At 73.5% G+C, this 22,622-nt stretch carries 21 protein-coding genes and 1 pseudogene; 11 read left to right on the forward strand and 11 right to left on the reverse strand.

The features are described 5' to 3' along the window. The first annotated feature begins 6 nt into the window (after positions 1–6). Positions 7–270 carry a hypothetical protein gene (locus EJG53_RS32745; protein WP_073768393.1) on the forward strand — a complete coding sequence of 88 codons (264 nt, stop codon included), beginning with the start codon at positions 7–9 and terminating at the stop codon, positions 268–270. Positions 271–303: 33 nt separating this feature from the next. Here EJG53_RS32745 and EJG53_RS32750 read toward each other — a convergent pair. Next, positions 304–1,580 (reverse strand): annotated as a pseudogene (locus EJG53_RS32750) (CaiB/BaiF CoA transferase family protein). Positions 1,581–1,638: 58 nt separating this feature from the next. After that, the gene (locus EJG53_RS32755) at positions 1,639–2,913 is read right to left on the reverse strand and encodes a type ISP restriction/modification enzyme (protein ID WP_371858753.1); all 1,275 of its coding nucleotides are present in this window, start codon (positions 2,911–2,913) and stop codon (positions 1,639–1,641) included. A gap of 200 nt (positions 2,914–3,113) precedes the next feature. Between EJG53_RS32755 and EJG53_RS32760 the strand changes: the two genes are divergently transcribed. Then, positions 3,114–4,475 (forward strand): MFS transporter, encoded by a 1,362-nt coding sequence (locus EJG53_RS32760; protein ID WP_125047959.1) that lies wholly within the window; start codon positions 3,114–3,116, stop codon positions 4,473–4,475. Between the two features lie 51 nt (positions 4,476–4,526). Here the strand turns inward: EJG53_RS32760 and EJG53_RS32765 are convergent, their stop codons facing one another. From EJG53_RS32765 to hmgA, 3 genes are all read right to left on the reverse strand, one after another. Continuing rightward, a complete protein-coding gene (locus EJG53_RS32765; RefSeq protein ID WP_125047960.1) occupies positions 4,527–5,396 on the reverse strand; it encodes a poly-gamma-glutamate hydrolase family protein in 870 nt (289 codons plus the stop codon). Between the two features lie 69 nt (positions 5,397–5,465). Further along, positions 5,466–6,215, reverse strand: coding sequence for a GntR family transcriptional regulator (locus EJG53_RS32770; RefSeq protein ID WP_125047961.1), 750 nt, complete (start codon positions 6,213–6,215; stop codon positions 5,466–5,468). A gap of 84 nt (positions 6,216–6,299) precedes the next feature. Beyond that, positions 6,300–7,625 (reverse strand): homogentisate 1,2-dioxygenase, encoded by a 1,326-nt coding sequence (hmgA, locus tag EJG53_RS32775; protein ID WP_125047962.1) that lies wholly within the window; start codon positions 7,623–7,625, stop codon positions 6,300–6,302. A 284-nt stretch (positions 7,626–7,909) separates the two neighbouring features. Between hmgA and EJG53_RS32780 the strand changes: the two genes are divergently transcribed. The 3 genes from EJG53_RS32780 to EJG53_RS32790 are packed head-to-tail and all read left to right on the forward strand — an operon-like array spanning position 7,910 to position 11,624. After that, positions 7,910–9,433: a CitMHS family transporter gene (locus tag EJG53_RS32780; RefSeq protein WP_125047963.1), complete on the forward strand. Its 1,524-nt coding sequence runs from the start codon at positions 7,910–7,912 to the stop codon at positions 9,431–9,433. Between the two features lie 3 nt (positions 9,434–9,436). After that, positions 9,437–10,822 (forward strand): MFS transporter, encoded by a 1,386-nt coding sequence (locus EJG53_RS32785; RefSeq protein WP_280526793.1) that lies wholly within the window; start codon positions 9,437–9,439, stop codon positions 10,820–10,822. Positions 10,823–10,853: 31 nt separating this feature from the next. Continuing rightward, positions 10,854–11,624 carry a class I SAM-dependent methyltransferase gene (locus EJG53_RS32790; RefSeq protein ID WP_125047964.1) on the forward strand — a complete coding sequence of 257 codons (771 nt, stop codon included), beginning with the start codon at positions 10,854–10,856 and terminating at the stop codon, positions 11,622–11,624. A gap of 38 nt (positions 11,625–11,662) precedes the next feature. On the opposite strand, the gene EJG53_RS32795 is transcribed toward EJG53_RS32790, so the two are convergent. Together EJG53_RS32795 and EJG53_RS40805 are read right to left on the reverse strand one after the other, a co-directional pair. Next, positions 11,663–11,959 (reverse strand): barstar family protein, encoded by a 297-nt coding sequence (locus tag EJG53_RS32795; RefSeq protein WP_125047965.1) that lies wholly within the window; start codon positions 11,957–11,959, stop codon positions 11,663–11,665. Between the two features lie 89 nt (positions 11,960–12,048). Next, a complete protein-coding gene (locus EJG53_RS40805; RefSeq protein WP_154806419.1) occupies positions 12,049–12,210 on the reverse strand; it encodes a hypothetical protein in 162 nt (53 codons plus the stop codon). 162 nt (positions 12,211–12,372) lie between these two features. Here EJG53_RS40805 and EJG53_RS32800 point away from each other — a divergent pair, with 162 nt between their 5' ends. Next, the gene (locus EJG53_RS32800) at positions 12,373–13,791 is read left to right on the forward strand and encodes an aldehyde dehydrogenase family protein (protein WP_125047966.1); all 1,419 of its coding nucleotides are present in this window, start codon (positions 12,373–12,375) and stop codon (positions 13,789–13,791) included. Positions 13,792–13,855: 64 nt separating this feature from the next. Then, positions 13,856–14,938 carry a Zn-dependent alcohol dehydrogenase gene (locus tag EJG53_RS32805; protein WP_125047967.1) on the forward strand — a complete coding sequence of 361 codons (1,083 nt, stop codon included), beginning with the start codon at positions 13,856–13,858 and terminating at the stop codon, positions 14,936–14,938. A gap of 117 nt (positions 14,939–15,055) precedes the next feature. Here the strand turns inward: EJG53_RS32805 and EJG53_RS32810 are convergent, their stop codons facing one another. The 3 genes from EJG53_RS32810 to EJG53_RS32820 form a co-directional block, all read right to left on the reverse strand. Further along, positions 15,056–15,904 (reverse strand): hypothetical protein, encoded by an 849-nt coding sequence (locus EJG53_RS32810; RefSeq protein WP_125047968.1) that lies wholly within the window; start codon positions 15,902–15,904, stop codon positions 15,056–15,058. A 123-nt stretch (positions 15,905–16,027) separates the two neighbouring features. Beyond that, positions 16,028–17,059: an urea transporter gene (locus EJG53_RS32815; RefSeq protein ID WP_125047969.1), complete on the reverse strand. Its 1,032-nt coding sequence runs from the start codon at positions 17,057–17,059 to the stop codon at positions 16,028–16,030. A 135-nt stretch (positions 17,060–17,194) separates the two neighbouring features. Further along, positions 17,195–17,842 (reverse strand): TetR/AcrR family transcriptional regulator, encoded by a 648-nt coding sequence (locus EJG53_RS32820; RefSeq protein ID WP_125047970.1) that lies wholly within the window; start codon positions 17,840–17,842, stop codon positions 17,195–17,197. 105 nt (positions 17,843–17,947) lie between these two features. On the opposite strand from EJG53_RS32820, the gene EJG53_RS32825 reads away from it, so the two are divergent. The 4 genes from EJG53_RS32825 to soxR all read left to right on the forward strand — a co-directional run bounded on the left by EJG53_RS32825 (position 17,948) and on the right by soxR (position 21,139). Further along, entirely contained in the window at positions 17,948–19,099 is a 1,152-nt protein-coding gene (locus EJG53_RS32825) for an acyl-CoA dehydrogenase family protein (protein ID WP_125047971.1), read from the forward strand. Positions 19,100–19,218: 119 nt separating this feature from the next. After that, entirely contained in the window at positions 19,219–19,845 is a 627-nt protein-coding gene (locus EJG53_RS32830) for a TetR/AcrR family transcriptional regulator (protein ID WP_125047972.1), read from the forward strand. Positions 19,846–19,976: 131 nt separating this feature from the next. Further along, a complete protein-coding gene (locus EJG53_RS32835) occupies positions 19,977–20,438 on the forward strand; it encodes a MaoC family dehydratase (protein ID WP_125047973.1) in 462 nt (153 codons plus the stop codon). 107 nt (positions 20,439–20,545) lie between these two features. Next, complete coding sequence (soxR, locus tag EJG53_RS32840; protein WP_244955437.1) at positions 20,546–21,139, forward strand: redox-sensitive transcriptional activator SoxR; 594 nt, start codon at positions 20,546–20,548, stop codon at positions 21,137–21,139. 32 nt (positions 21,140–21,171) lie between these two features. On the opposite strand, the gene EJG53_RS32845 is transcribed toward soxR, so the two are convergent. Further along, positions 21,172–22,614, reverse strand: coding sequence for an amidase (locus EJG53_RS32845; RefSeq protein WP_125047974.1), 1,443 nt, complete (start codon positions 22,612–22,614; stop codon positions 21,172–21,174). Positions 22,615–22,622 lie beyond the last annotated feature (8 nt).

Genomic DNA, 22,622 nt, shown 5'->3' on the forward strand with positions numbered 1-22,622 from the left:
AGTGTCATGGAACAGATAACAATGCGCAGCAGGCCACGAGTGCCTGCCATCAGTTGCGGGAGCGGCGCGTCCAGCGCGCGGCTCGACCGCCATCTCGCGGTGCTGGGCGGACCCGCCGTCCCGCACCGGGAGACGGAGGGCGCGACATCGTTGATGCAGGAGCTCACTGCTCGTGATCACCGGCGCAGCAGGACGAGCCGCGGCGCCAGGGTGTCGCTGTTCGCACCGCTGCGCAGGCTGCGTCGGTCGCTCTTCGGCGGCCACGGCTGAGGTTCGGCCGGACGACGTACCGTTCCCGGTCCCTCAGGCGACCACACCGTCCCGGCGCAGCGCTGCGATCCGCTCGCTCGTCAGACCCAGAGCGCTCAGCAGCGCGTCGGTGTGTTCCCCGAGGGCCGGGACGTCCCCCATCACCGGCCCCGCGCTCCCGGGCAGCGTGACCGGCGGCAGCAGCGCCCGCAGCGGCCCGGCCGGTGACCCCACCTCCCGCCAGCGGTCCCGCGCCGCGAACTGCGGATGCCCGGCCAGCTCCGCCACCCCGTTCAGCCGCGCACAGGCGATCCCCGCCGCCTCCAGCCGCCGTACGGCCTCCTCGACGCCCATCCCGGCCAGCGCCTCACCCACCACCTCGTCCGTCTTGTCCCGGTTGCCGACGCGCGCCACATTCGTCGCGAACGCCGGATCCGCGGCCAGCTCGGGCCGTTCCAGCACCTGCCGCGCCAGCCGCTGCCACTCCCGGTCGTTCTGCACGGACACCAGCACCGGCCGCCCGTCCGCCGTCGGATAGGCGTTGTACGGCGCGATGACGGCGTGCGCGACCCCCGTGCGCGCGGGGGTGTGCCCCCGTACATCCCGAAGTACAGCGGATGCCCCAGCCACTCGGCCAGCGCGTCCAGCAGCGCCACCTCCACCGGGCCGCCGCGCCCGGTCGTGCCGCGGCGCAGCAGCGCGGCCAGCACGCCGGAGAACGCGTACATCGCCGCCGCGATGTCCGCCGCCGGTATCCCGGCCTTCGCGGGCTCCTCCGGCGTCCCGGTCAGCGAGACGAGCCCGGCCTCGCACTGCACGAGCATGTCGTAGGCCCGTTTGTGCGCGTACGGGCCGTCGGGGCCGTAGCCGGAGATGTCGACGGCGACCAGGCGCGGGTACCGGGCGCACAGCGCCGCCGCGTCGAGCCCGAGCCGGGCGGCCGCGCCGTGCGCCAGGTTCTGCACGAACACGTCGGCGTCGGCGAGCAGTTGTTCCAGCAGCGCGCGCCCGCGCGGGTCCTTCAGGTCCAGCGCCAGGGACTCCTTGCCGCGGTTGGCCCACACGAAGTGCGAGGCCAGGCCGTGTACGGAGGTGTCGTAGCCCCGGGCGAAGTCACCGCCGTCCGGCCGCTCGACCTTGATCACCCGGGCGCCGAGGTCGGCCAGTTGCCGGGTCGCGAACGGCGCGGCCACGGCCTGCTCGACGGCGACGACGGTGATGCCTTCCAGGGGCGGTGGCTCCGGGGTGCGGTGCGTGGTGGTGTGGTCCGCGGCCGAGTGGTCCGTGGCGGTGTGGCCCGCGTTCGCGTCGCTCGTGGTCGTGTCGTCCATGGTCGGAGCACCTACCCGCCGCCGCGCGCCGGGCAACGCGCCGGGGCGCACGGCCGCGTCACAACAGGGCGAACTGCCCCTCCGGGCCCTCCTCGTGGTGATCCAGGACGGAGGCCGGGCGGCGGGCCGCGGCAGGCGGCGGCAGCACCCCCGCCGCGCGCAGCTCGGACGCCTCGACGCGGGGCCCGTCCGCCGTCCGCCGGTGCACGTCCTCCAGCGCCGGGCGCAGTTCGGCCGCCAGCGCCAGCACCGTGATCAGCTCCAGCAGTTCGGTGGTCCACTCCTGGGGCCAGGCCGCGGGCCGCACCGCCTCCAGGCTGCCCGGCTCGGCCACCGCGGCCGTACGCCGCTCGAACCACGCCTCCAGCACGGGCACACCGCCCGCCTCGGCCTCCCAGGCCGCCCGCGGTACGGGGGAGACCCGGCCGGGGCCGAGGAGCAGCGCCTCCTCGTCCGGCAGGTAGGAGATGCCGTCGGGCAGTCCGCGGACGGGCAGCGGAGCCCGTACGTAGGGCCGTCGGCCGCCGGGCATCCGAGGGCGGTCACCGGCGCGCGCCCCGTACGCCGTCCCGTCACCCCGCGCGCCCCTCGTCTGGAGCCACAGCAGCCGCTCGCCCAGCCCCACCCCGTCCTCCCACACCCCGGCGTCGGCGGTCAGCGGTACGACGGCGCCGGACGGCGTGGACCGGGCGCTCGCCACCGTCCAGGCCAGCACCTCGGCGGCGCCCACCGGCCGGTCCAGACGCCGGGCCAGCACGTCCGCCAGTCCGGGCGCCAGGTTGGGTTCGCAGCCGCCGGGCCGCCGGTAGAGGGGCCGGATGCGGCCGGGGCGCCCGGCCGGTGACCGGCCGTCCGGCAGCAGCGCGGAGGCGACCAGCGCCGGCCCCGCCGTCTGCGGCACGTGCCCCAGCTCCACCACGAAGACCTGCCGCCCGTCCGCGACCCGCCACAACTCCGGCCGGGCACTGTCGATCAGCCGGTGGTCGGGCAGCAGCCACTGCTGGTCGTACGGGCCGTGCAGCACGCGCACCGGCTCGGGGCACGGCCCGCCGGTGTGCGCGAGGCGGCCGGTGGGGGTGGCCTGGCCGGGCAACTGGGGGACGGCCGTGCGCAGCGTACGGGCGCGGCTGGGCCGGAACAGCCGCTCGCGCGCCGCGTCGTCCCCGGCCGCGTGCAGCGCCGTCCAGCGGGCCCGCAGGGAGGCGGCGTCCGGGGCCATGACCCAGCCGCGGCCGAGCCGCAGCGGCGCCGCCGACCAGGGCATCAGGTCGTCGAGCCGGGGCGCCGCCGCGAGCCTGCCGCCGCCGCTCCCCGTCGCCTGTGTCACCGTCACGCGGTCGCCCTCCCTGGACCTTCGGTGCGCTCGGTTCGCTGGAGGCATCGTAACGGCGGCGGCCGGACGCGGTCTTTTGCGAGTGATCACCGGGGGGTACGGTCCAGGCCGTACGCCGTGCCGCCGTGCGCCCGTGCAGCGGACCGCCGTACGCCGTACCCCGTACGCCCGTGCCGCCGCCGTCCGCCGGGAGGAGCGCCATGACCGCCACGCAGCTCACCGGGGCGCGGGCGGGAGCCCGGCTGGACCGGCTGCCGCCGTCCCGCTGGCACCGCCGCCTCACCTTCACCGTGGGCATCGGTGCCTTCTTCGACCTCTACGAGATCTTCCTCGGCGGGGTGCTGGCCGCGGTGCTCGCCGAGCACTGGCACCTGGACCACACCGCCAAGTCGTGGGTGATCGCCGCCGGGTTCCTCGGCATGTTCGTGGGCGCCAATGTGCTCTCCGTGCTCGCGGACCGGTTCGGACGGCGCCGGATGTTCCTGGTCAATCTGGGCGCGTACTCCCTGTGTTCGCTGCTCTGCGCCTTCGCGCCGAACGCCGAGTGGCTGATCGCGCTGCGCTTCCTGGCCGGGCTCGGCCTCGGTGCCGAACTAGTCCTGGTGGACACCTACCTGGCCGAGTTCCTGCCACGCGCGGTCCGCGGCCGCTACATCGCCTGGGCCTACACCTTCGGCTTCCTCGGCGTGCCGGTGGCCGCCTTCGTCGGCGCGCGCCTGGTCGCCACCCGCGAGCTGTTCGGTGTCGAGGGCTGGCGGTGGCTGCTGGTGGCCGGCGCCCTGGGCGCGGCGTTCATCCAGCTCATGCGTGCCCGGCTGCCCGAGTCGCCGCGCTGGCTCGCCGTGCACGGCCGCGAGGAGGAGGCCGCGCGGATCGTCACGGACATCGAGGAGCGTGTCGCGCGGGAGACCGGCGACACCCTGCCGTCGGTCGCGGTGGCGGCGGAAGTGCCGCAGCGCCGTGTCCCGCTGGGCGAGATGTTCCGCGGTGACTACCGGCGCCGTACGGTCATGTGGTGGCTCTTCCAGGTGCTCCAGACCGTGGGCTACTACGGTTTCGGCTCGCTGGCGCCGGTCGTCCTGACCGCCAAGGGCCACACCGTCACCGCGTCGCTGAGCTACGCCGCGCTCAGTTTCTGCGGCTATCCGATCGGTTCGGCCCTGTCCGTACCGCTCATCGACCGGATCGAGCGCAAGACACTGATCATCGCCTCCGCACTGGGCATGGCCGGGTGCGGCCTGGCCTTCGGCTTCGCCGACGCGGGGTGGCTGATCGTGGGCGCCGGCTTCGCGCTCACCGTGTGCAGCAACGTCTTCTCCAACGCCTTCCACGTCTACCAGACCGAGATCTTCCCCACCGGCCTGCGCAGCAGCGCCATCGGCATCGCCTACTCGCTGTCCCGGCTCACCTCGGTGATCCTGCCGTTCGTCGCGCTGACCGTGCTGGCGGACCTCGGGCCCGGTGCCGTCTTCATAGGATCGGCGGTACTGATGGTGCTGCTGTGCCTGGATGTGGCACTGCTGGGCCCGCGCAGTACGGGACGCAGCCTGGAGCGGATCTGAGGGGGCGCCCTGAAGGCGGGCGGGCCGGCGGACCGGCACCGCCCGCGATGCTCAGAGAATGACCTGGTCCGAGCGGGTTTCCAGGCGGGCGATCGCCTTGCGGCAGGCGCCGGCGAACTTCTTGAACTCGTCGTTGGTGCTGCCGGGGCGCCCGTCCATCGTGTCCTTGTCGAAGAAGGACGCGCGCAGTTCGGTGCTGAGTTCGAGCTGGCCGCCCTTGCCGAGCATGGTGCGGTTGCAGGGGTTGGCGGGGTTGACTCCGGCCAGGTCCGGGAAGTCGTCGCCGTCCACCGTCTTGAAGTGCTTGCCCAGCTCCTCGTGCAGCAGCTTCTTGAACGCGGCGTTCAGGCCGCCGACCACGACCACCTTGGGGTCCTGGCCGCTGCGGACACCGGCCTGCTCGGCGGTGCAGCCGTGCAGACTGAGGACGTTGAGACTGGAGGCCGCCATGGAGAGCGCGACATGGTCGTCGCAGTGCTTCGCGGTGACGTGCAGGTCGCGGTTGGAGCCCAGGTTCATGCTGGGCAGCCGCAGTCCCTCGAACATCCAGTAGTCGTACACCGGCTCACCCGGGAAGAGCGCCTCCAGGGTGTGGGGCCAGTAGCCCGCGATGCCCAGGCACAGCTCGGAGGTGCCCTTCTCGATGCCGCCGCCGTGCAGCGCCATGATCGTCGTGCGGTGGTACGGGTGTCTCTCTCCCTGCTCGTTGTCGAGCAGCTCATGCCGTCTGTAACGGCGCGCGAACTGGATGCCCTCCTGACCGGAGAGCTTCTTGTACAGATCCGTGTTGGTGTCGTACACGTCCTTGTCGGACGTGGCGTGGGCCAGGGTGGCCCCCATGCCCGTGACCAGGGGGGTGCTGCTGATGGCTGCCGCGCCGAGCGCGGCGGTGAGGACCGTACGACGGTTGATGGGTGACATGTCGCACATCTTCACCTGCTCCGTCATCGGCGCCCACACCGGGGTGGGTTCCGGCGAACCGCGGCCGGATCAGTGCGCGTCCAGCGTCACCGTGAAGGAGAAACGATCGCCCCGGTAGTGGATCAGGGCCACGTCCACCACCCGCCCCTCCTGGTCGTAGGTGATGCCCGTGTAGTGCAGGATCGGGCTGAGCAGCGGCACCTGGAGCAGCCGGGCGGTCTCCGGGTCGGCCAGCCGCGCCTCGACCGTGTCCGTGATGCGGGCGATGGCCACGCCCACCGCGTCCCGCAGCACCTTCGTCATCGGCCAGCGCTCCAGGTCAGCGGGGTCCACGCGGGCGGCGACGTCGGGGTGCAGGAAGTTCCGCGCGTGGTTCGTCGGCTCGCCGGTCTTCGCGTCGCCGCGCAGCCTGCGGTACGCGGCCACCTCCGCCAGACCGGGGAAGTACTCCGCCAGCTCGGACGGCACGGCGGCCGGGCCGTGCCCCAGCAGTTCGGTCCGCATACCGGACTGCTGGGCCACGATCGCGTCCACCGAACCGAGCAGCCGCACCGGCGCCCCGCGCCGCGCGCTCGGCTCGATGAACGTGCCGCGCCTGCGGTGCCGGCTGATCAGCCCCTCCGTCTCCAGCTCCTTGAGCGCCTGGCGCATGGTCAGCACGCTCACGCCGTAGTGCGCGGCGAGCGCGTCCTCGGTCGGCAGGCGCAGCGGGGCGCCGGGGGAGCGGCCGAGTATGGACGCGCGCAGCGACTGCGAGACCTGGTACCACAGCGGCAGCTTGCGGTTCAGGTCCAGCGAGTCGGGGGCGAAGGTGGTCACGGCGGCTCCGTATCAGGGGCCGGACGGTTCCCGGCCGGCTCTGTGTTCTCAGAGGCCGGACGGTCCCCGGTCGGCCCGGTGCTCTCAGGGACGGAAGTGGCGCTCAAGACCCTGCCACACGCCGTCGTAGCCGCTCTGCAGGTGGTCGGCGCCGGCCGCCTGCCCGGTGAGGGTGACCGGCCAGCGGGTCTCGAACATGAACGCCAGCCCGTCGTCGATCTTCTGCGGCTTCAGCTCCGCCGCGCTGGCCCGGTCGAAGGTCTCCCGGTCGGGGCCGTGCGCGGACATCATGTTGTGCAGCGAGCCGCCGCCCGGGACGAAGCCCTCCGCCTTGGCGTCGTAGGCGCCCTCGATCAGCCCCATGTACTCGCTCATCACGTTCCGGTGGAAGTACGGCGGCCGGAAGGTGTCCTCGCCGACCAGCCAGCGCGGCGCGAAGACCACGAAGTCCACGCCCGCCAGGCCGGGGGTGTCGGACGGCGAGGTCAGCACGGTGAAGATCGAGGGGTCCGGGTGGTCGTAGCTGATCGAGCCGATGACGTTGAAGCGGCGCAGGTCGTAGACGTACGGGACGTGGTTGCCGTGCCAGGCCACGACGTCCAGCGGCGAGTGGTCGTAGGTCGCCTGCCAGAGGTTGCCGCAGAACTTGTTGACGACCTCGTAGGAGCCTTCCTCGTCCTCGTACGCGGCGGTCGGCGCGAGGAAGTCCCGGGCGTTGGCCAGGCCGTTGGCGCCGATCGGGCCGAGGTCGGGAAGCTGGAAGGGCTGCCCGTAGTTCTCGCAGACGTAGCCGCGCGCGGTGGCGTCCAGCAGCTCGACGCGGAAGCGGACGCCGCGCGGGATCAGCGCGACGTGCCCCGGTTCGGCGCGCAGCAGGCCCAGTTCGGTACGGATCAGCAGACCGCCGTGCTCGGGCACGATCAGCAGTTCGCCGTCCGCGTCGCTGAACACCCGGCGGTCCATGGAGGTGTTGGCGTGGTAGAGGTGGATCGCCATGCCGGTGCGCTGGGTGGCGTCGCCGTTGCCGCCCAGGGTCCAGAGCCCGGCCAGGAAGTCGGTGGGGGCCTCGGGTGCGGGCAGCGGGTTCCAGCGCAGGCGGTTGGGGTCCGGCGCGGTCTCGGTGAAGGGCGCGCCGCGCAGCGCGCCGTTGTCCACCCGCGTGAACGCCGGGTGCGCGGCGGACGGGCGGACGCGGTAGAGCCACGTACGGCGGTTGTGGGCGCGCGGCTCGGTGAACGCCGAACCGCTCAGTTGCTCCGCGTACAGACCCAGGGGCGCGCGCTGCGGGGAGTTGCGGCCCACCGGCAGGGCGCCGGTGACCGCCTCCGAGCTGTGTTCGTTGCCGAAGCCCGAGGAGTACGCGAGTCCCTCGGCCGTCTTCCTCGCCCGCTCGTTGCCCGTGCCTGTCATCGCGCGCTCCCGCCGCTCAAGGGGGTCCAGCAATCCTATGGAGGACCTTAGGATTGCGGGCCCGGCCCGTCAACGGAAACTCTCGGCCACCCGGCGGAAGGCGGGCGCGGAACCGCTCCGGAGCGGTCCCCGGCCGCCGGACCGGCCGGACAGTCGCTCGCACAGCCCGCTGTTTTGCTCGTATTGCTCGCGCGTCAAGACCTTGTTAACGAAAGTTTCGGCCACCTACCGTCGCCTCGACCGCCGTCCCGGGCGGTGTTCGAAGGCGAACGTGAGGTACCCCCATGCTGACAGTCCTCGGATTCGTCATGATCGCCACCTTCCTGGTGCTGATCATGACGAAGAAGATGTCGCCGATGGCAGCGCTCATCCTGATCCCCGCGCTCTTCTGCGTCCTGGTGGGCCAGGGGGCGCACCTGGGCGCGTACGTCCTCAAGGGCGTGGGCGACCTGGCGCCGACCGCCGCGATGCTGATGTTCGCCATCATCTACTTCGGCGTGATGATCGACGTAGGGCTGTTCGACCCGGTCGTCCGGGGCATCCTGCGGTTCTGCAAGGCGGACCCGGTCCGGGTCGTGGTCGGCACCGCGCTGCTCGCCGCGATCGTCTCGCTGGACGGCGACGGCTCCACCACCTTCATGATCACGGTGTCCGCGCTCTACCCGCTCTACCGCCGCCTGAAGATGAGCCTGGTGGTCATGACGGGCGTCGCCGCCACCGCCAACGGCGTGATGAACACCGTCCCGTGGGGCGGCCCGACCGCCCGCGCCGCCACCGCCCTCAAGCTGGACGCCGGCGACATCTTCGTCCCCATGGTCCCGGCGCTGGCCACCGGCCTGGTCGCGGTCTTCCTGCTCGCGTACGTCCTCGGGCGCCGCGAGCGCAAGCGGCTCGGCCTGCTCACGCTCGACGACGCGGGCACCGCGGCCGGGCGTGCGGTGCCGGCCGGGGAGCCGGTGCTCGCCGCGGCGACCGGGGGCTTCGGGGCCCGGGTCCGTACGACCGTCCTGCGGACGGCGGCCCCGCGGACGGCGAAGGCGCGTCCCGCGGCGGCCGGTGGCGGAAACGGCGGCGCGGTTTCCGCGGACCCCGCGACCGTCGACGCGGCCCCCGGAACCAGTGCCGCGGCCCACGGAACCGACGGCCCGGCCCCCGACACCGACGACCTCCAGGGCCTGGACCCGCACCGCGCCACCCTGCGCCCCAAGCTCTACTGGTTCAACGCCGCCCTCACCGTCGCCCTGCTGGTCCTCCTCGTCCTCCAGACCCTCCCCATCCCGGTGCTCTTCCTCCTCGGCGCCGCCACCGCGCTCACCGTCAACTTCCCCCGCATGACGGACCAGAAGGCCCGGATCGCCGCCCACGCCGAGAACGTCCTGAACGTCTCCGGCATGGTCTTCGCCGCCGCCGTCTTCACCGGCGTCCTCACCGGCACCGGCATGGTCGCGCACATGGCCCGCTGGCTCGTCGACGGCATCCCGGACGCGCTCGGCCCGCACATGGGCATCGTCACCGGCGTCCTGAGCATCCCGCTCACGTACTTCATGTCCAACGACGGCTTCTACTTCGGCATCGTCCCGATCCTCGCCGAGGCGGGCGCCGCGCACGGCGTCGGCGCCCTGGAGATCGCCCGCGCCTCCCTCGTCGGCCAGGCCCTGCACATGTCCAGCCCGCTCGTCCCCGCCGTCTACGTCCTCGTCGGCATGGCGAAGGTGGAGTTCGGCGACCACACCCGCTTCACCGTGAAATGGGCGGTGCTGACCTCCCTGGTCGTCCTCGCGGCCGGCCTGCTGTACGGGATCATCTGACCCGTGGACGCCGCGACGTCCGGCCGGGGCTGGCTGCTGCGCCTGGTCCTCACCTTCACCTTCGCGCAGGCCGCGGTGAGCATGGCCCGGCCCGCCGTCTCCTACCGGGCGCTCGCGCTCGGCGCCGACGAGCGGGCGGTCGGCGTGATCACGGCGGTGTACGCGCTGCTCCCGCTGCTGGTGGCCGTACCGCTCGGCCGCCGCACCGACCACGGCCGCTGCGCCCCGCTGCTGGTCGCCGGCGTCGCGCTGATCGCGGGCGGCTGCGCGCTCAGCGGCGTGGCGGGCTCGCTGCCCGCGATGGCCGCCTGGAGCGGGGTGATGGGCCTGGGCCACCTGTGCTTCGTCATCGGGGCCCAGTCCATCGTCGCCCGCCGCAGCGCCCCGGACGAACGCGACCGCAACTTCGGCCACTTCACCATCGGCGCCTCCCTCGGCCAACTCGCCGGCCCGGCCGCCGCCGGACTCGTCGTCTCCGAGCACGACGGCGCGATGGCGGCCACCAGCGCCACCGCGCTCCTGGCCGCGGGCGGCCTCGCCGCCTTCTCCTACCTGTCCCTGTGGCGCCTCGAACACCGCCCGGCCACCGCCGCCGGGGTCACACGCCCCGCCCGGGGCCGTACGAAAGCGGCGGCCGGTACGCCGGTACGGAGCGCTCGGGGACGTACAACACCGGCGGCCGGTACGCCGGCTCGAAGCGCCATGAGTGCCCGGATACGTACACAACCGGCGGCCCGCACCCCCGTACGGAGCATCCTGGCCACCCGGGGCGTCGCGGCCGGCATCTTCATGAGCCTCGCGGTGCTCTCCGCGACCGACATCCTCACCGCCTACCTCCCCGTCATCGGCGAGGACCGGGGCATCGCGCCCGCCACCGTCGGGCTCCTGCTCAGCCTGCGCGCGGCGGCCACGGTCGCCTGCCGGCTGGTCATGACGCCCATGATCCGGCTGCTCGGACGCACCGCCCTGATGGCGGGCAGTTGCGCGCTCGCGGGCCTGCTGTGCGCCGGGCTGGCCCTGCCCGCGCCGGTCCGGGTGCTGGCCGTGATGCTCGGCGTCCTCGGCTTCTGCCTCGGAGTCGGCCAGCCGCTGTCCATGACCACGGTCGTCCAGGCGGCCCCGGCGGCGGCCCGCAGCACGGCGCTCGCCCTGCGCCTGACCGGCAACCGTCTCGGCCAGGTCGCGGCACCCGCGACAGCGGGCCTGCTGGCCGGACTGGCCGGTACCGCGGCGCCTTTCGCGCTGCTCGGTGTCCTGCTCCTGGCCTCGGCAGCCGTGGCCGTCCGCCCGGCGCGCAAGGAGTCCGGGCCCCGGTGTCCGGAACACGCCGACAGCCCCCACGGGCCCGCGACGCCCGCCCCCGACGACGAACCTCGCGCCACCCGGTGAAGACCCGTCCCCGTCGCACTATCGTGACCCCATGCCGGACCCGCCGTTGGCACGGTTCTTCGACCAACTCGCCCCGACGTACGACCTGCTGTACCCGGACTGGCCCACCGCCGTGGCCCAGCAGGGCCGCGCCCTCGACGGCCACCTGCGCGCCGCGCTCGGCGACCGCGCGCACCGGGTCCTGGACTGCGCCTGCGGCATCGGCACCCAAGCGATCGGCCTGGCCGCGGCCGGTCACGCCGTCACCGGCACCGACCTGAGCCCGGTCGCGGCGGCCCGCGCCACGGCCGAGGCGGCCGCCCGCGGCCTGCGCCTGCCGACCGCCGCCGCCGACATGCGGAACCTCCCGTTCCGCGACGCCCTCTTCGACGCGGTGGTGTGCGCGGACAACTCCCTGGCCCTCCTCACCACCCCCGAGTCGGTACGCGCGGCCCTCGGCTCCATGCGACGGGTGCTGCGTCCCGGCGGCCAACTCCTCCTCGGCATGCGCGCCTACGAGGAAGCCCGCCGCGAACACCCCGAGGTACTGCCGGCCCGCGTCACCCGCACCCCCGGCGGCGGCCGGGCCGTCACGCTCCAACTGTGGGAGTGGCACGACGACGGGGAGCACTACGACTTCGACCTCGTCCAACTGCTGCCGCGCGGCACCACCTGGGAGGTGCACAGCCGCCGCGCGACCTCCTGGGCCCTGACCCGGGCCCAGGTCACCGCCTTCGTCACGGCAGCCGGTTTCGAGCACCTGGCCTGGCACGATCCGGAGGAGGGCGGCTACTTCCAGCCGCTGCTGACGGCTCGCCGTTGAGTCCGCCGGGCTCACCGGCATGCGGCACGAAGGGTGCGTCAGGCCGGCCCGTGGACGACGAGCCGGTTCCGCTCCCCGTCGAAGATGCCGGCCAGAACGGCGGCCTCCTGTCGGTTCCCGTCGAAAAGACCCCGCCGATCGACGTGCACGACCAGGGCATCGTGACTGTCGATCACCTCGGAGATGCCGCGGGTCTCGATCGTGTCCGACCATGCGTCCAGGTTCCGGCCGAACCACTCCGGCAGCCCGCACGGCCCGCTCACCGCGTCCCAGAAGTCGTTGAGTGTCTCGATCGGCAGACCGCGCAGGTCGACGTTCAGCTCGCTGTCCGTCATCGCAGCAGAGTAACCAGGCTCACGGGGAGCCACTCACCGGTCGAAGGGACAGGCCCTGGCCGCGACGCGAACATCAGCCGTGGCGGCGGTCAACAGCGCAAGCCGACGACGCCCCAGCCGCGGCGCTCCGCCTCCGTGACCACCTCTCCCCAGTCGGTGAGGAAGCCGGCGAACGACTCGAAGGTCGTGATCCACCCGTCGGGCTCCACGCTCGGCCAGTCCACGACCAGTACCTCTGTCCCGACGCCCATCAGCTCAGCGTAGGGCGGAAAAACTGGGCTTCGCGGACCGGCTGCGGTGGCTCTCCCCCGGTGGCCGGTAAGAAGCCTGGCGCCGGAAAACTACCACCGCTAGTTTGGGGCGGCGAGTACCTTCGGGCTCACGGACAGCAGCCGGCACGGGAGGGCGACGACGTGAAGCAGCATGACGCCATATACATCGACGGGAGCTGGCGGCCCGCCGCCGGGCCGGACACCATCGACGTCGTGAACCCGGCCGACGAACGGGTCATCGGCACCGTCCCCGCCGGGACCGCCCAGGACGTGGACGCCGCCGTACGGGCCGCCCGCGCCGCCCTGCCCGGCTGGGCCCGCACCGCGCCCGCCGAGCGTGCCGCCCGGCTGACCGCGCTGCGCGACCAGCTCGCCGGGCGTGCCCAGGAGATCGCCGAGACGATCACCGCCGAGCTGGGCGCGCCGCTGGCGTTCAGCAAGGCGGTGCAGGCCGCCGTCCCGGTCGTGGTGGCCGGCTCGTACGCCGAACTGGCCGCCTCGTACGCCTTCGAGGAGAAGATCGGCACCTCCACCGTCCTGCACGAACCGGTCGGTGTGGTCGGCGCCATCACCCCCTGGAACTACCCCCTGCACCAGATCGTCGCCAAGGTGGCCCCGGCGCTCGCCGCGGGCTGCACGGTCGTCCTCAAGCCCGCCGAGAACACCCCGCTGGTCGCTCAGCTCTTCGCCGAGTGCGTGGACGCGGCGGGCGTGCCGGCCGGTGTCTTCAACCTCGTCACCGGGCTCGGCCCGGTCGCGGGGCAGGCGCTGGCCGAGCACCCGGACGTCGACCTGGTCTCCTTCACCGGATCGACCGCCGTGGGCAAGAAAGTCGGCGCGCTGGCCGGCGCCGCCGTGAAGCGCTGCGCCCTCGAACTCGGCGGCAAGTCCGCCAACGTGGTGCTGCCCAGCGCCGACCTGGGCAAGGCCGTCGGCGTCAACATCGCCAACGTCATGGCCAACTCCGGCCAGACGTGCAGCGCCTGGACCCGGCTGCTGGTCCCCGCCGACCGGTACGACGAGGCACTGGAACTGGCCGCGGCGGCCATCGCCAAGTACGTGCCGGGCGACCCGCTGGACGGTGCCAGCCGCCTCGGCCCGGTCGTCAGCGCCGCCCAGCGCGACCGCGTCCGCGGCTACATCGAACGCGGCATCGAGGAGGGCGCCCGGGTCGTCGCGGGCGGCCCGGACGCCCCCGAGGGCCGCGAGCGCGGCTACTACGTCCGCCCGACCCTCTTCGCCGACGTCACGCCCGGTATGACCATCGCCCAGGAGGAGATCTTCGGCCCGGTCGTCGCGGCACTCCCGTACGCGGACGAGGAAGAGGCCGTACGGATCGCCAACGGCACGGTCTACGGCCTGGCCGGCGCGGTCTGGGCCGGCGACGAGGACGAGGCGGTCGCCTTCGCGAAGCGCCTGGACACCGGCCAGGTCGACATCAACGGCGGACGCTTCAACCCGCTCGCGCCGTTCGGCGGCTACAAGCAGTCCGGCATCGGCCGGGAACTGGGCCCGCACGGCCTGAGCGAGTACCTCCAGACCAAGTCCCTCCAGCTCTGAGCCCACCGGCCCGGGCGGCCGCCCTGCCCGTACCGCCCGCCGTACCCGAAGGAGCCGCATCCGTATGACCCGTGCCGCCGTACTGACCGCCGTGGGCGCCCCGCTGGAGGTCGCCGAGATCGAACTGCCCGGCCCCGGCCCGGGCCAGGTGCGCATCCGTCTGGCGGCGGCCGGCGTCTGCCACTCCGACCTGTCCCTGTCCGACGGAACCCTGCGGCAGCCCGCGCCCGCCGTCCTCGGGCACGAGGGAGCGGGCACCGTCACCGCCGTCGGCGCGGGCGTCGACACCCTCGCCCCCGGCGACCAGGTCGTCCTGAACTGGGCCCCCTCCTGCGGGAACTGTCACTTCTGCGGGCTGGCCGAACCCTGGCTGTGCGCCGACGCCGGAAAGGCGGCGGGCGTCCCGTACGCCACGCTCGCCGCCGACGGCAGCGACCTCTACCCCGGCCTCGGTACCGCGGTCTTCGCCGAGGAGACGGTCGTACCGGCCCACGCGGCACTGCCGCTGCCGCCCGGCGTGCCGCTCACCGACGCGGCACTGCTGGGCTGCGCCGTACTGACCGGCTGGGGCGCCGTCCACCACAGCGCGCGGGTACGGGCGGGGGAGTCGGTGGCGGTGTTCGGCGCGGGCGGCGTGGGCCTGGCCACCCTCCAGGCCGCGCGGATCGCGGGCGCGGGCCCGATCGTGGCCGTGGACGTGTCACCGGCCAAGGAAGAACTGGCGCGCGCGGCAGGCGCCACCGCATTCCTCCTCGCCTCCGACGACATCGCCAAACGCATCCGCAAGCTCACCGGCGGACACGGCGCGGACGTCGCGATCGAGTGCGTGGGCCGGGCGGACACCATCCGTACGGCCTGGTCGTCCACCCGGCGCGGCGGACGCACCACCGTCGTCGGCATCGGCGGCCAGGACCAGCAGGTCACCTTCTCCGCCCTGGAACTCTTCTACTTCGGCCGCACCCTCTCCGGCTGCGTCTACGGCAACAGCGACCCGGCCGCCGACCTGCCCCGCATCGCCGAACACGTCCGCAGCGGCGCACTCGACCTGTCGGCCATGGTCACCGGACACATCGCCCTCGACGACATCCCCGCCGCCTTCCAGGCGATGCGCGACGGCAGGGGAGGCCGCGCCCTGGTCGTCTTCTGACCCGGCGGCACACCGCGCCGGGCCGGCGGTCGGCGGCATCGTCCGCCTCGACCGGGCCGGGTGCTCGCAGCTTGCGCAGTTCGGAAAGGCTTGCGGTGAAGTCAGCCATGTCCCCCGCTATCCCCGTTCTGTGTCGTTCCGGCGGTCCGACTCGGCCTCGCGCGCCTGGACCACATCCCGGTAGGCCGCGATGACCGGCTCATGACGGGCGCGGCTCTCCCGTTTGGCGTGCCTGCCGCGCCGAATCCAGTGGCTGCCGAGCAGCAGTCCGCCCGCTGCGAGAACATGCCCCAGCACGTACGCCGACCAGTCGTCCCCCTTGGTGAAGCCGCCCGGCAGCGAGCCGTTGAGCCAGGCCGCGCCCACGGCGATCGCGGTGAAGGCGCCGACCATGAGGGCGAATGTCGCCGCCACGACGAGCCGGTCCCTCTTGGCGCGCAGTCTGCGGACGCCGTCCTCCGCCGTCTTGAGGGTCGCTTCGTCCAGTGGGTCGAAGCCGTCGCGTTCGCGCGACCAGGCGGCGAGCTGGCGCGCCGCGGCGCTCTGCCGCAATTCCTCGGGGCGGGGGCCACCCCGGACATCCAGGGCCTCTGTGGAGCCTGGCCGGGTGCCCTTCCGGTAGAAGAGCCACAGACCTTTGGCCCCGTGCGTCTGCCGGGCGAGACCCACCTCGTCCGCCACGGTTTCGGCTTCGGCTGTGGTGAGGCCGGGGAATTCCCCCGGGGTGATCCGTACGTGCCCCCGAGCGTTCGGTGCCCGCGTCCGCAGCTCTTTCTTCAGCTCCGCCACTTGTTCGGCCCGCGGAAGTTTCGCTCGCTGCCGTCGGGTGTCCCATGCGGCGTACAGGGCGAACGCGGCGTACAGGCCGGCGAGGACCCAGACCCACCAGGGAAATCCCCACCCGACATCCGCGCCGGGGGGAGCCGCCAGTGGAAGGCGGCACGGGTGGCCACCGCAGAAGGCCATGCGTTTCTCCCCGGTCGACAAACAGAGCTCTGCTCTTCCGCCGACCAGACTTCCCGGCACACCGGCTTCGAAAGTACACGAAGCATGATCTGCGCCGTGCGGGGCTCCGGCAGCCCAGGCGCGTTAAACCGACGTGGACGAGGTCGGCGAGGCCGGAGCGGCCACCGGCGTCGGCTCCCCGCCGGCCCGTAGGCGCGGGAACGCCGGGGCCGCCGCCAGGAAGACGAGGGTGACCAGGACGAACGGCCAGGTGAACGCGTGGCCTCCGGAGGGGGCGGTGAGGGCGGTCACGGCCGGGGTCAGGGCCGTCGCTGCGGCCGCTCCCGTCACCGCGTACGCCGCGGTCCGGCGGGCGGCCGGCAGGAAGACGCCGCACAGGGCCATGGCGACCAGCACCGCGTTGTAGCCCGCCGCGCCGGACGCGATCTGCGCCGCGGGCGCGCCCAGCGCCCAGGCGGTGCCGGTGCCGGTCAGGCTGCCCAGGCATGCCATCGCCCCGGCGGTGCGGTTCGCGAGGAAGATGCCGACGAGGAAGAGGGCGCCGACGTACCACTGCGGCATGAAGAAGATCTGGGCGACGTCGGCGAACAGCCCGTGCCACAGGTCGGTGAACGACAGCGCGTACGGCGGGCCGGCCGGCCGGGGCAGGGCCGCCGGGGGCGCGGCCTGGTGCCAGAGGTGTGCGAAACCCGGTGCCGCGAGCGTCAGCGCGCTCGCCACCAGGCAGAACGGGAGGGTGAGCGTGGGCAGTTGCCGGCTGCCCAGAACGCGTGCGACGGCGGCGGTGACGACCGTGACCAGTACGCTGCCGCCCACCGCCAGCAGGGCGGTGGACAGGTGCCCGGCACCCAGGAAGACCGCCGAACCGACGGCCACCAGGCAGGCGTTGAAACCTTCCAGTCCGGCGGTGATCCGTTCGCGGTCCACGCCGAGCAGGTGCGCCGTGGCCGTGCCCGTCGCGGTGCCGAGGAGCCCGTACAGGCCGTACGCCCAGCCCGCCGCGCACAGCGCGACCGAGAAGACCGCGCCGGTGACCGCGCTCGGCAGGAAGTCGACCTGGGCCTGGCCGCGCAGGACGTGGACGAGGTGCCGGGTCCGGCGGTGCCGGGTCCACGGCGCGCTCCGGTCCCGTACCGCGGTGATCAGGTCACGCACGTCGTCTCCCCTCGGGCGCGGACTTGCCGGCGGGCGGGGTACGCCGGGGGCGTACCCGTACCGCACCGTGCCGGGACGTCCCGGGCGGATGCACTTTACATCTACCTTCGGGGTGGTGGGGCGGCGGCTGCGGAACTACGTCCGGGGCGGTGGGGCAGCGGCCGGGTGACGCAGTGCCAGTCCGTCGACCAGTGCCAGCAGGCCCGTCTCGAACGCCCCCTCGTCCACCCGCTGCTGATGCTCGGCGAGCAGGTGGGCCTGGCCCAGGTGCGGGTAGTCGGCCGGGTCGTAGGCGCTCGGGTCGTCCACGAAACCGCGCGCGAAGGAGCCCAGCGCGGAGCCCGCGACGAAGTACCGGACCATGGCGCAGATCCGGGTCGCCTGGGCCGGTGGCCAGCCGGCCTCCACCATGCCGCCGAAGGCCGCGTCGGCCATCTTCAGGCCGGCCGGGCGGCGGCCGGGGCCCTGGGCGAGGAACGGGACGATGTGGGGGTGCGCGGCGAGCGCCGCGCGGTAGGAGCGGGCCCAGGCCAGCAGACCGGTCCGCCAGTCCGTGCCGGTGGCGAGGGCCGAGACGTCCACCTCGGCGATCACGGTGTCGGCGACCGCGTCCAGGATGCCGTCCTTGGTCGTGAAGTGGTTGTAGAGGGATGGCCCGCTGACGCCCAGTTCGGCGGCCAGCCGCCGGGTGGACAGGGCGGCCAGGCCCTCCGCGTCGATGAGCGCGAGGGCGGTGGTGACGATGCGCTCCCGGCTCAGGAGGGGCTTGCGGGGTCGGGCCATGCCGCACATAGTAGAGCTGCCGCTGGAAAACTAGCAGTGGTAGTTATCGAGTCGTCCGGCTGTTCCGGGCCGCCCGGCTGCCGTCTCCCTCCCCAAGGGGCCTTGATGAACCTGGAGCTCAGCGAGGAGCAGGCTGCCGCCCGGCAGCTCGCCGAGGACTTCGTCGACCGTGAGATCACCCCGCACGCCGCCGCCTGGGACCGCGCCGAACGCGTCGACCGGGGCATCGTGAAGAAGCTCGGCGAGGTCGGCTTCCTCGGCCTGGCGGTCCCCGAGGAGTACGGCGGCTCCGGCGGTGACCACCTCACCTACGCGCTGGTGACCGAGGAACTGGGCCGTGGCGACTCCGCGGTGCGCGGCATCGTCTCCGTCTCCCTGGGGCTGGTCGCCAAGACGGTCGCGGCCTGGGGCAGCGAGGAGCAGAAGCGGCGGTGGCTGCCGCCGCTGACCTCCGGTGAGGCCGTCGGCTGCTTCGGCCTGACCGAGCCAGGCACCGGCTCGGACGCCGGGAACCTGACCACCCGTGCCGTACGGGACGGTGACTCCTACGTCGTCAACGGCAGCAAGATGTTCATCACCAACGGCACCTGGGCCGACGTGGTGCTGCTCTTCGCGCGTACCGGCGGCGCCCCCGGCCACAAGGGGGTGAGTGCCTTTCTCGTCCCCACGGACACGCCCGGCCTGGAGCGCCGGGAGATCCACGGCAAGCTGGGGCTGCGCGGCCAGGCCACCGCCGAACTGGTGCTGCAGGACGTACGGGTGCCGGCGGACGCCCTGCTGGCCCCGGAGGGGAAAGGTTTCTCCGTCGCGATGTCGGCCCTGGCCAAGGGGCGGATGTCGGTCGCCGCCGGCTGCGTGGGCATCGCGCGGGCCGCGCTGGACGCCGCCGTCGGCCACGCCACGGAGCGCGAGCAGTTCGGCCGGACCATCGCCCACCATCAACTCGTGCAGGAGCTGCTCACCGACATCGCCGTCGACGTGGACGCCGCGCGCCTGCTGACCTGGCGGGTCGCCGACCTGATCGACCGCGGCGAACCGTTCGCCACCGAGGCGTCCAAGGCGAAGCTGTTCGCCTCCGAGGCGGCGGTACGCGCCGCGAACAACGCGCTCCAGGTCTTCGGCGGCTACGGCTACATCGACGAGTACCCGGTCGGCAAGCTCCTGCGCGACGCCCGGGTGATGACCCTGTACGAGGGCACCAGCCAGATCCAGAAGCTGGTCATCGGGCGGGCCCTCACCGGGGTGTCGGCGTTCTGAGCGATTCCGGACGCCCCCCCACACCCCGTCCCGGCGGTTCTAAGCGCTTGCTCACCGGCGGGGTAAGGTGTTCGGTCCGTCGCGGATGGCCCGCGAGGGACCGAGGATCGGGGTGCGCGATGGTCACGGAGGCGGAGCAGGCGGACGGCTCGGCGGAGGACTGGGCCGACGTGTCCCCGGAAGCGGCCCGCCGTCTGGTCCGCGCCGCCGTCGAGGCGTTCGCCGAGCGCGGCTACCACGCCACCACCACCCGCGACATCGCGGGCCGGGCCGGCATGAGCCCCGCCGCGCTCTACATCCACTACAGGACCAAGGAAGAGCTGCTCTTCCGGATCAGCGGCATCGGCCACGAGAAGGCCCTGCGGATCATGGAGGAGGCGGCCGGTGCCGACGGCAGTCCCGCCGAGCGGCTCGCCGCCGCCGTCCGCACCTTCGCGTGCTGGCACGCCCGGCATCACACCACCGCCCGGGTCATCCAGTACGAGCTGCAGGCGCTGAGCGAGGAGCACTACGCGCACGTGGCCGGCCTGCGGCGGCGTACCGACCGTTCGCTGCGCGGCATCCTCCAGGACGGCGCCGACGCCGGGGAGTTCACGGTCGGCGACGTACCGGGCACGACGCTCGCGGTGCTGTCGCTGTGTGTGGACGTGGCCCGCTGGTTCTCCGCCGAGGGCGCCCGTACGCCCGAGGAGGTGGGCGAGCTGTATGCCGGGCTGGTGCTGCGGATGGTCGGCGCGCGGCCGTAGGGGCGGCAGGGACCGTAGGGGCCGCAGGGCATTGACACGGGAGGGCTCGCCGCACATGCTGAGCAAGCGCTTAGTCGGTGGCGGGCCGATGGCACGGCCCGCGTCTGCGGAGCCTGAGGAGGCATACGGACATGGCAGAGCCCCGGGTGTTCGGCTCGCTCGACGCACTGCGGAACGCGGTCGGCGAGGACCTCGGCACCAGTGACTGGCTGGAGATCGACCAGAAGCGGATCGATCTGTTCGCCGACGCCACCGGCGACCACCAGTGGATCCACGTCGACCCGGAGCGGGCCGCGGCCGGGCCGTTCGGCGCCACCATCGCGCACGGATACCTCACGCTGGCGCTGCTGCCCGCCCTCGTACCGCAGTTGCTGCGGGTCGACAACGTCAAGATGGGCATCAACTACGGCGTCGACAAGGTCCGGTTCCCCGCCCCCGTCCCGGTCGGCTCGCGGGTGCGGGCGACGGCCCGTATCGCGGGCGTGACGGAGGTGTCCGGCGGCGTGCAGCTCGCGACGACGGTGACCGTCGAACGCGAGGGCGGCGGGAAGCCGGTCTGCGTCGCGGAGACGCTCAGCCGCTTCTACCTGTGACCCGGTGCCGGGCGGCCAACGGGCCGCCGCCGGACGGGCACCCGCGCCGCCCGTGGCCGGGCGCATCCCCGCAGCCCACCGGGCCTGCCCACGGTTAGGGTTGTGCCGTGCCCCAGCTTCCTCACAAGGTCCACGAGCTCACGGTCGGCCAGCTCTCCGCGCGGAGCGGCGCGGCGGTCTCGGCCCTGCACTTCTACGAGTCCAAGGGGCTGATCAGCAGCACCCGGACCGCGGGCAACCAGCGCCGCTACACCCGCGACGCGCTGCGCCGGGTCGCGTTCGTCCGCGCCGCCCAGCGGGTCGGCATCCCGCTCGCCGTCATCCGTGACGCGCTCGCCGAGCTGCCCGACGAGCGCACGCCCAACCGGGACGACTGGGCCCGGCTCTCCGAGGTCTGGCGCGAGGAGCTGGAGGAGCGCATCACCCAGCTCGTCGAGCTGCGCGACCGGCTGACCGACTGCATCGGCTGCGGCTGCCTGTCCCTGCAGACCTGCGCGCTGTCGAACCCGTACGACGAACTCGGCGAACAGGGCCCGGGGGCGCGGCGGCTGCGGGTGGACCGGACCGGCGGGCCGTCCCGGGCGCGCGGTGGCGCCTCCGGGGCCGGTACGGGGGAGGGGCGCCGGGGCGGCGGGACCCGAGAAGCCGGTACGGCGGATGAGGCGGGCGCGCGCGACGGGGACCGCTGCGCGCGCCGCTGACGCTCACCACGCCCCGGGCAGCGCACCCCGGATCACCACACGTCGGGCTTGCGGCCCGCCCACGGCCGCGCCTCCTCAAGCTGCGCGGAGAGCGCGACGAGCGTCGCGTCCTCCCCGTACCGCCCGCCGAGCATGACACCGATCGGCAGGCCCGCCGCGTTCCAGTGCAGCGGGATGCTCACCGCGGGCTGACCGGTGGCGTTGTACAGCGGCGTGTACGGGGTGAAGGCGCCGACGGCGGCGAACTCGGCCTGCGGGTCCGCGTCGTTGCGCAGCTCGCCGACGCGCGGCGGCGGCTTGGCGACCGTCGGGGTAAGCACCACGTCGAACCCGCCGTCCCGCGGCATCACCTGGTCGGCGATAAGCTGCCCCAGCATCCGGAACGCGTACAGCGACCGCGCGTACTCGACGGCCGGGATCTGCGCGCCACGCGCCCGCAGATAGCGGGTCAGCGGCATCAGGTCCGCCTCGTCCCGCGGCGGCACCGGGCGGCCGGCGGCGATCACCGACCAGACGCGGGTGAAGGCGAGCCGGGAGCTGTCGTCGGCGGGCAGCGTCAGCGCGTCGACCTCGTGGCCGAGGTCCGTGAGGAGCGCGGCCGTCTCCATGACGGCGGCCCGGCAGTCCGGGTGCACCTCGCTGCCGGGGAAGGGCACGTCGACCAGCCAGCCGATGCGCAGTCGCCCCGGGGCGCGCCCGGCGTACGCGGTGTACGTCTCGCCCGGCGGCAGCGCGGGCGCCGCGTACGGGTCGCCGGGCATCGGGCCGGCCATCGCGTCCAGCAGCGCGGCGGCGTCCGCGACCGTACGGGCGAGCGGGCCCGAGGTGCCCACGCCCGTCACGTCGTGGAGCAGCGGCCCGGAACTGATCAGGCCGCGGCTCGGCTTGATGCCGTAGAGACCGCAGACCGAGGCCGGGATGCGGATGGAGCCGCCGCCGTCGCTGCCCTGCGCCACGGGGGCCAGCCCGCCGGCCACCGCGGCGGCGGCGCCACCGCTCGAACCGCCCGCCGAACGCTCCAGGTCCCACGGGGTGCGGGCGGGCGGCGCGAGGAGGTTCTCCGTGTAGCAGGGCAGGCCGAACTCCGGGGTGTTGGTCTTGCCGAGCAGGATCGTGCCGGCCCGGCGCAGCTTGGTGACGACATGGTCGTCGATCTGCGCCACGTTGCCGGCCAGCGTCCGTGACCCCATCGTGCAGCGCACACCGGCGACCTGGTTCAGGTCCTTGACCGGTACGGGCACGCCGTGCAGCGGCGGCAGCTCCCGGCCCTCGCGACGCGCGGCGGCGGCCGCGGCCTCCGCGTCCGCCGCCTGTTTGCGGGCGATGTCGGGGGTACGGGTGAGGAACGCGCCGAGTGTGGCGTCCAGTTCCCCGGCGCGGGCCAGGTAGTGCTCGGTGATCTCGACGGGGGACAGCTCGCCGGTCCGCACCCCCTCGGCCTGCTCCAGAGCGGTCAGGTCGTGCAGTTCTGCCATGGACGTCC

It is taken from the genome of Streptomyces chrestomyceticus JCM 4735 (assembly GCF_003865135.1).
Classification (GTDB): domain Bacteria; phylum Actinomycetota; class Actinomycetes; order Streptomycetales; family Streptomycetaceae; genus Streptomyces; species Streptomyces chrestomyceticus.

Excerpts from the sequence above, each read along its gene's own strand:
- EJG53_RS32790 (WP_125047964.1), top strand. The coding sequence starts at position 10,854 with ATGCCGGACCCGCCGTTGGCACGGTTCTTCGACCAACTCGCCCCGACG.
- EJG53_RS32810 (WP_125047968.1), bottom strand. The coding sequence starts at position 15,904 with ATGGCCTTCTGCGGTGGCCACCCGTGCCGCCTTCCACTGGCGGCTCCC.
- EJG53_RS32745 (WP_073768393.1), top strand. The coding sequence starts at position 7 with ATGGAACAGATAACAATGCGCAGCAGGCCACGAGTGCCTGCCATCAGT.
- EJG53_RS32765 (WP_125047960.1), bottom strand. The coding sequence starts at position 5,396 with ATGTCACCCATCAACCGTCGTACGGTCCTCACCGCCGCGCTCGGCGCG.
- EJG53_RS32830 (WP_125047972.1), top strand. The coding sequence starts at position 19,219 with ATGGTCACGGAGGCGGAGCAGGCGGACGGCTCGGCGGAGGACTGGGCC.
- EJG53_RS32795 (WP_125047965.1), bottom strand. The coding sequence starts at position 11,959 with ATGACGGACAGCGAGCTGAACGTCGACCTGCGCGGTCTGCCGATCGAG.
- EJG53_RS40805 (WP_154806419.1), bottom strand. The coding sequence starts at position 12,210 with ATGGGCGTCGGGACAGAGGTACTGGTCGTGGACTGGCCGAGCGTGGAG.
- hmgA (WP_125047962.1), bottom strand. The coding sequence starts at position 7,625 with ATGACAGGCACGGGCAACGAGCGGGCGAGGAAGACGGCCGAGGGACTC.
- EJG53_RS32760 (WP_125047959.1), top strand. The coding sequence starts at position 3,114 with ATGACCGCCACGCAGCTCACCGGGGCGCGGGCGGGAGCCCGGCTGGAC.
- EJG53_RS32825 (WP_125047971.1), top strand. The coding sequence starts at position 17,948 with ATGAACCTGGAGCTCAGCGAGGAGCAGGCTGCCGCCCGGCAGCTCGCC.
- EJG53_RS32780 (WP_125047963.1), top strand. The coding sequence starts at position 7,910 with ATGCTGACAGTCCTCGGATTCGTCATGATCGCCACCTTCCTGGTGCTG.
- EJG53_RS32820 (WP_125047970.1), bottom strand. The coding sequence starts at position 17,842 with ATGGCCCGACCCCGCAAGCCCCTCCTGAGCCGGGAGCGCATCGTCACC.
- EJG53_RS32845 (WP_125047974.1), bottom strand. The coding sequence starts at position 22,614 with ATGGCAGAACTGCACGACCTGACCGCTCTGGAGCAGGCCGAGGGGGTG.
- EJG53_RS32835 (WP_125047973.1), top strand. The coding sequence starts at position 19,977 with ATGGCAGAGCCCCGGGTGTTCGGCTCGCTCGACGCACTGCGGAACGCG.
- EJG53_RS32805 (WP_125047967.1), top strand. The coding sequence starts at position 13,856 with ATGACCCGTGCCGCCGTACTGACCGCCGTGGGCGCCCCGCTGGAGGTC.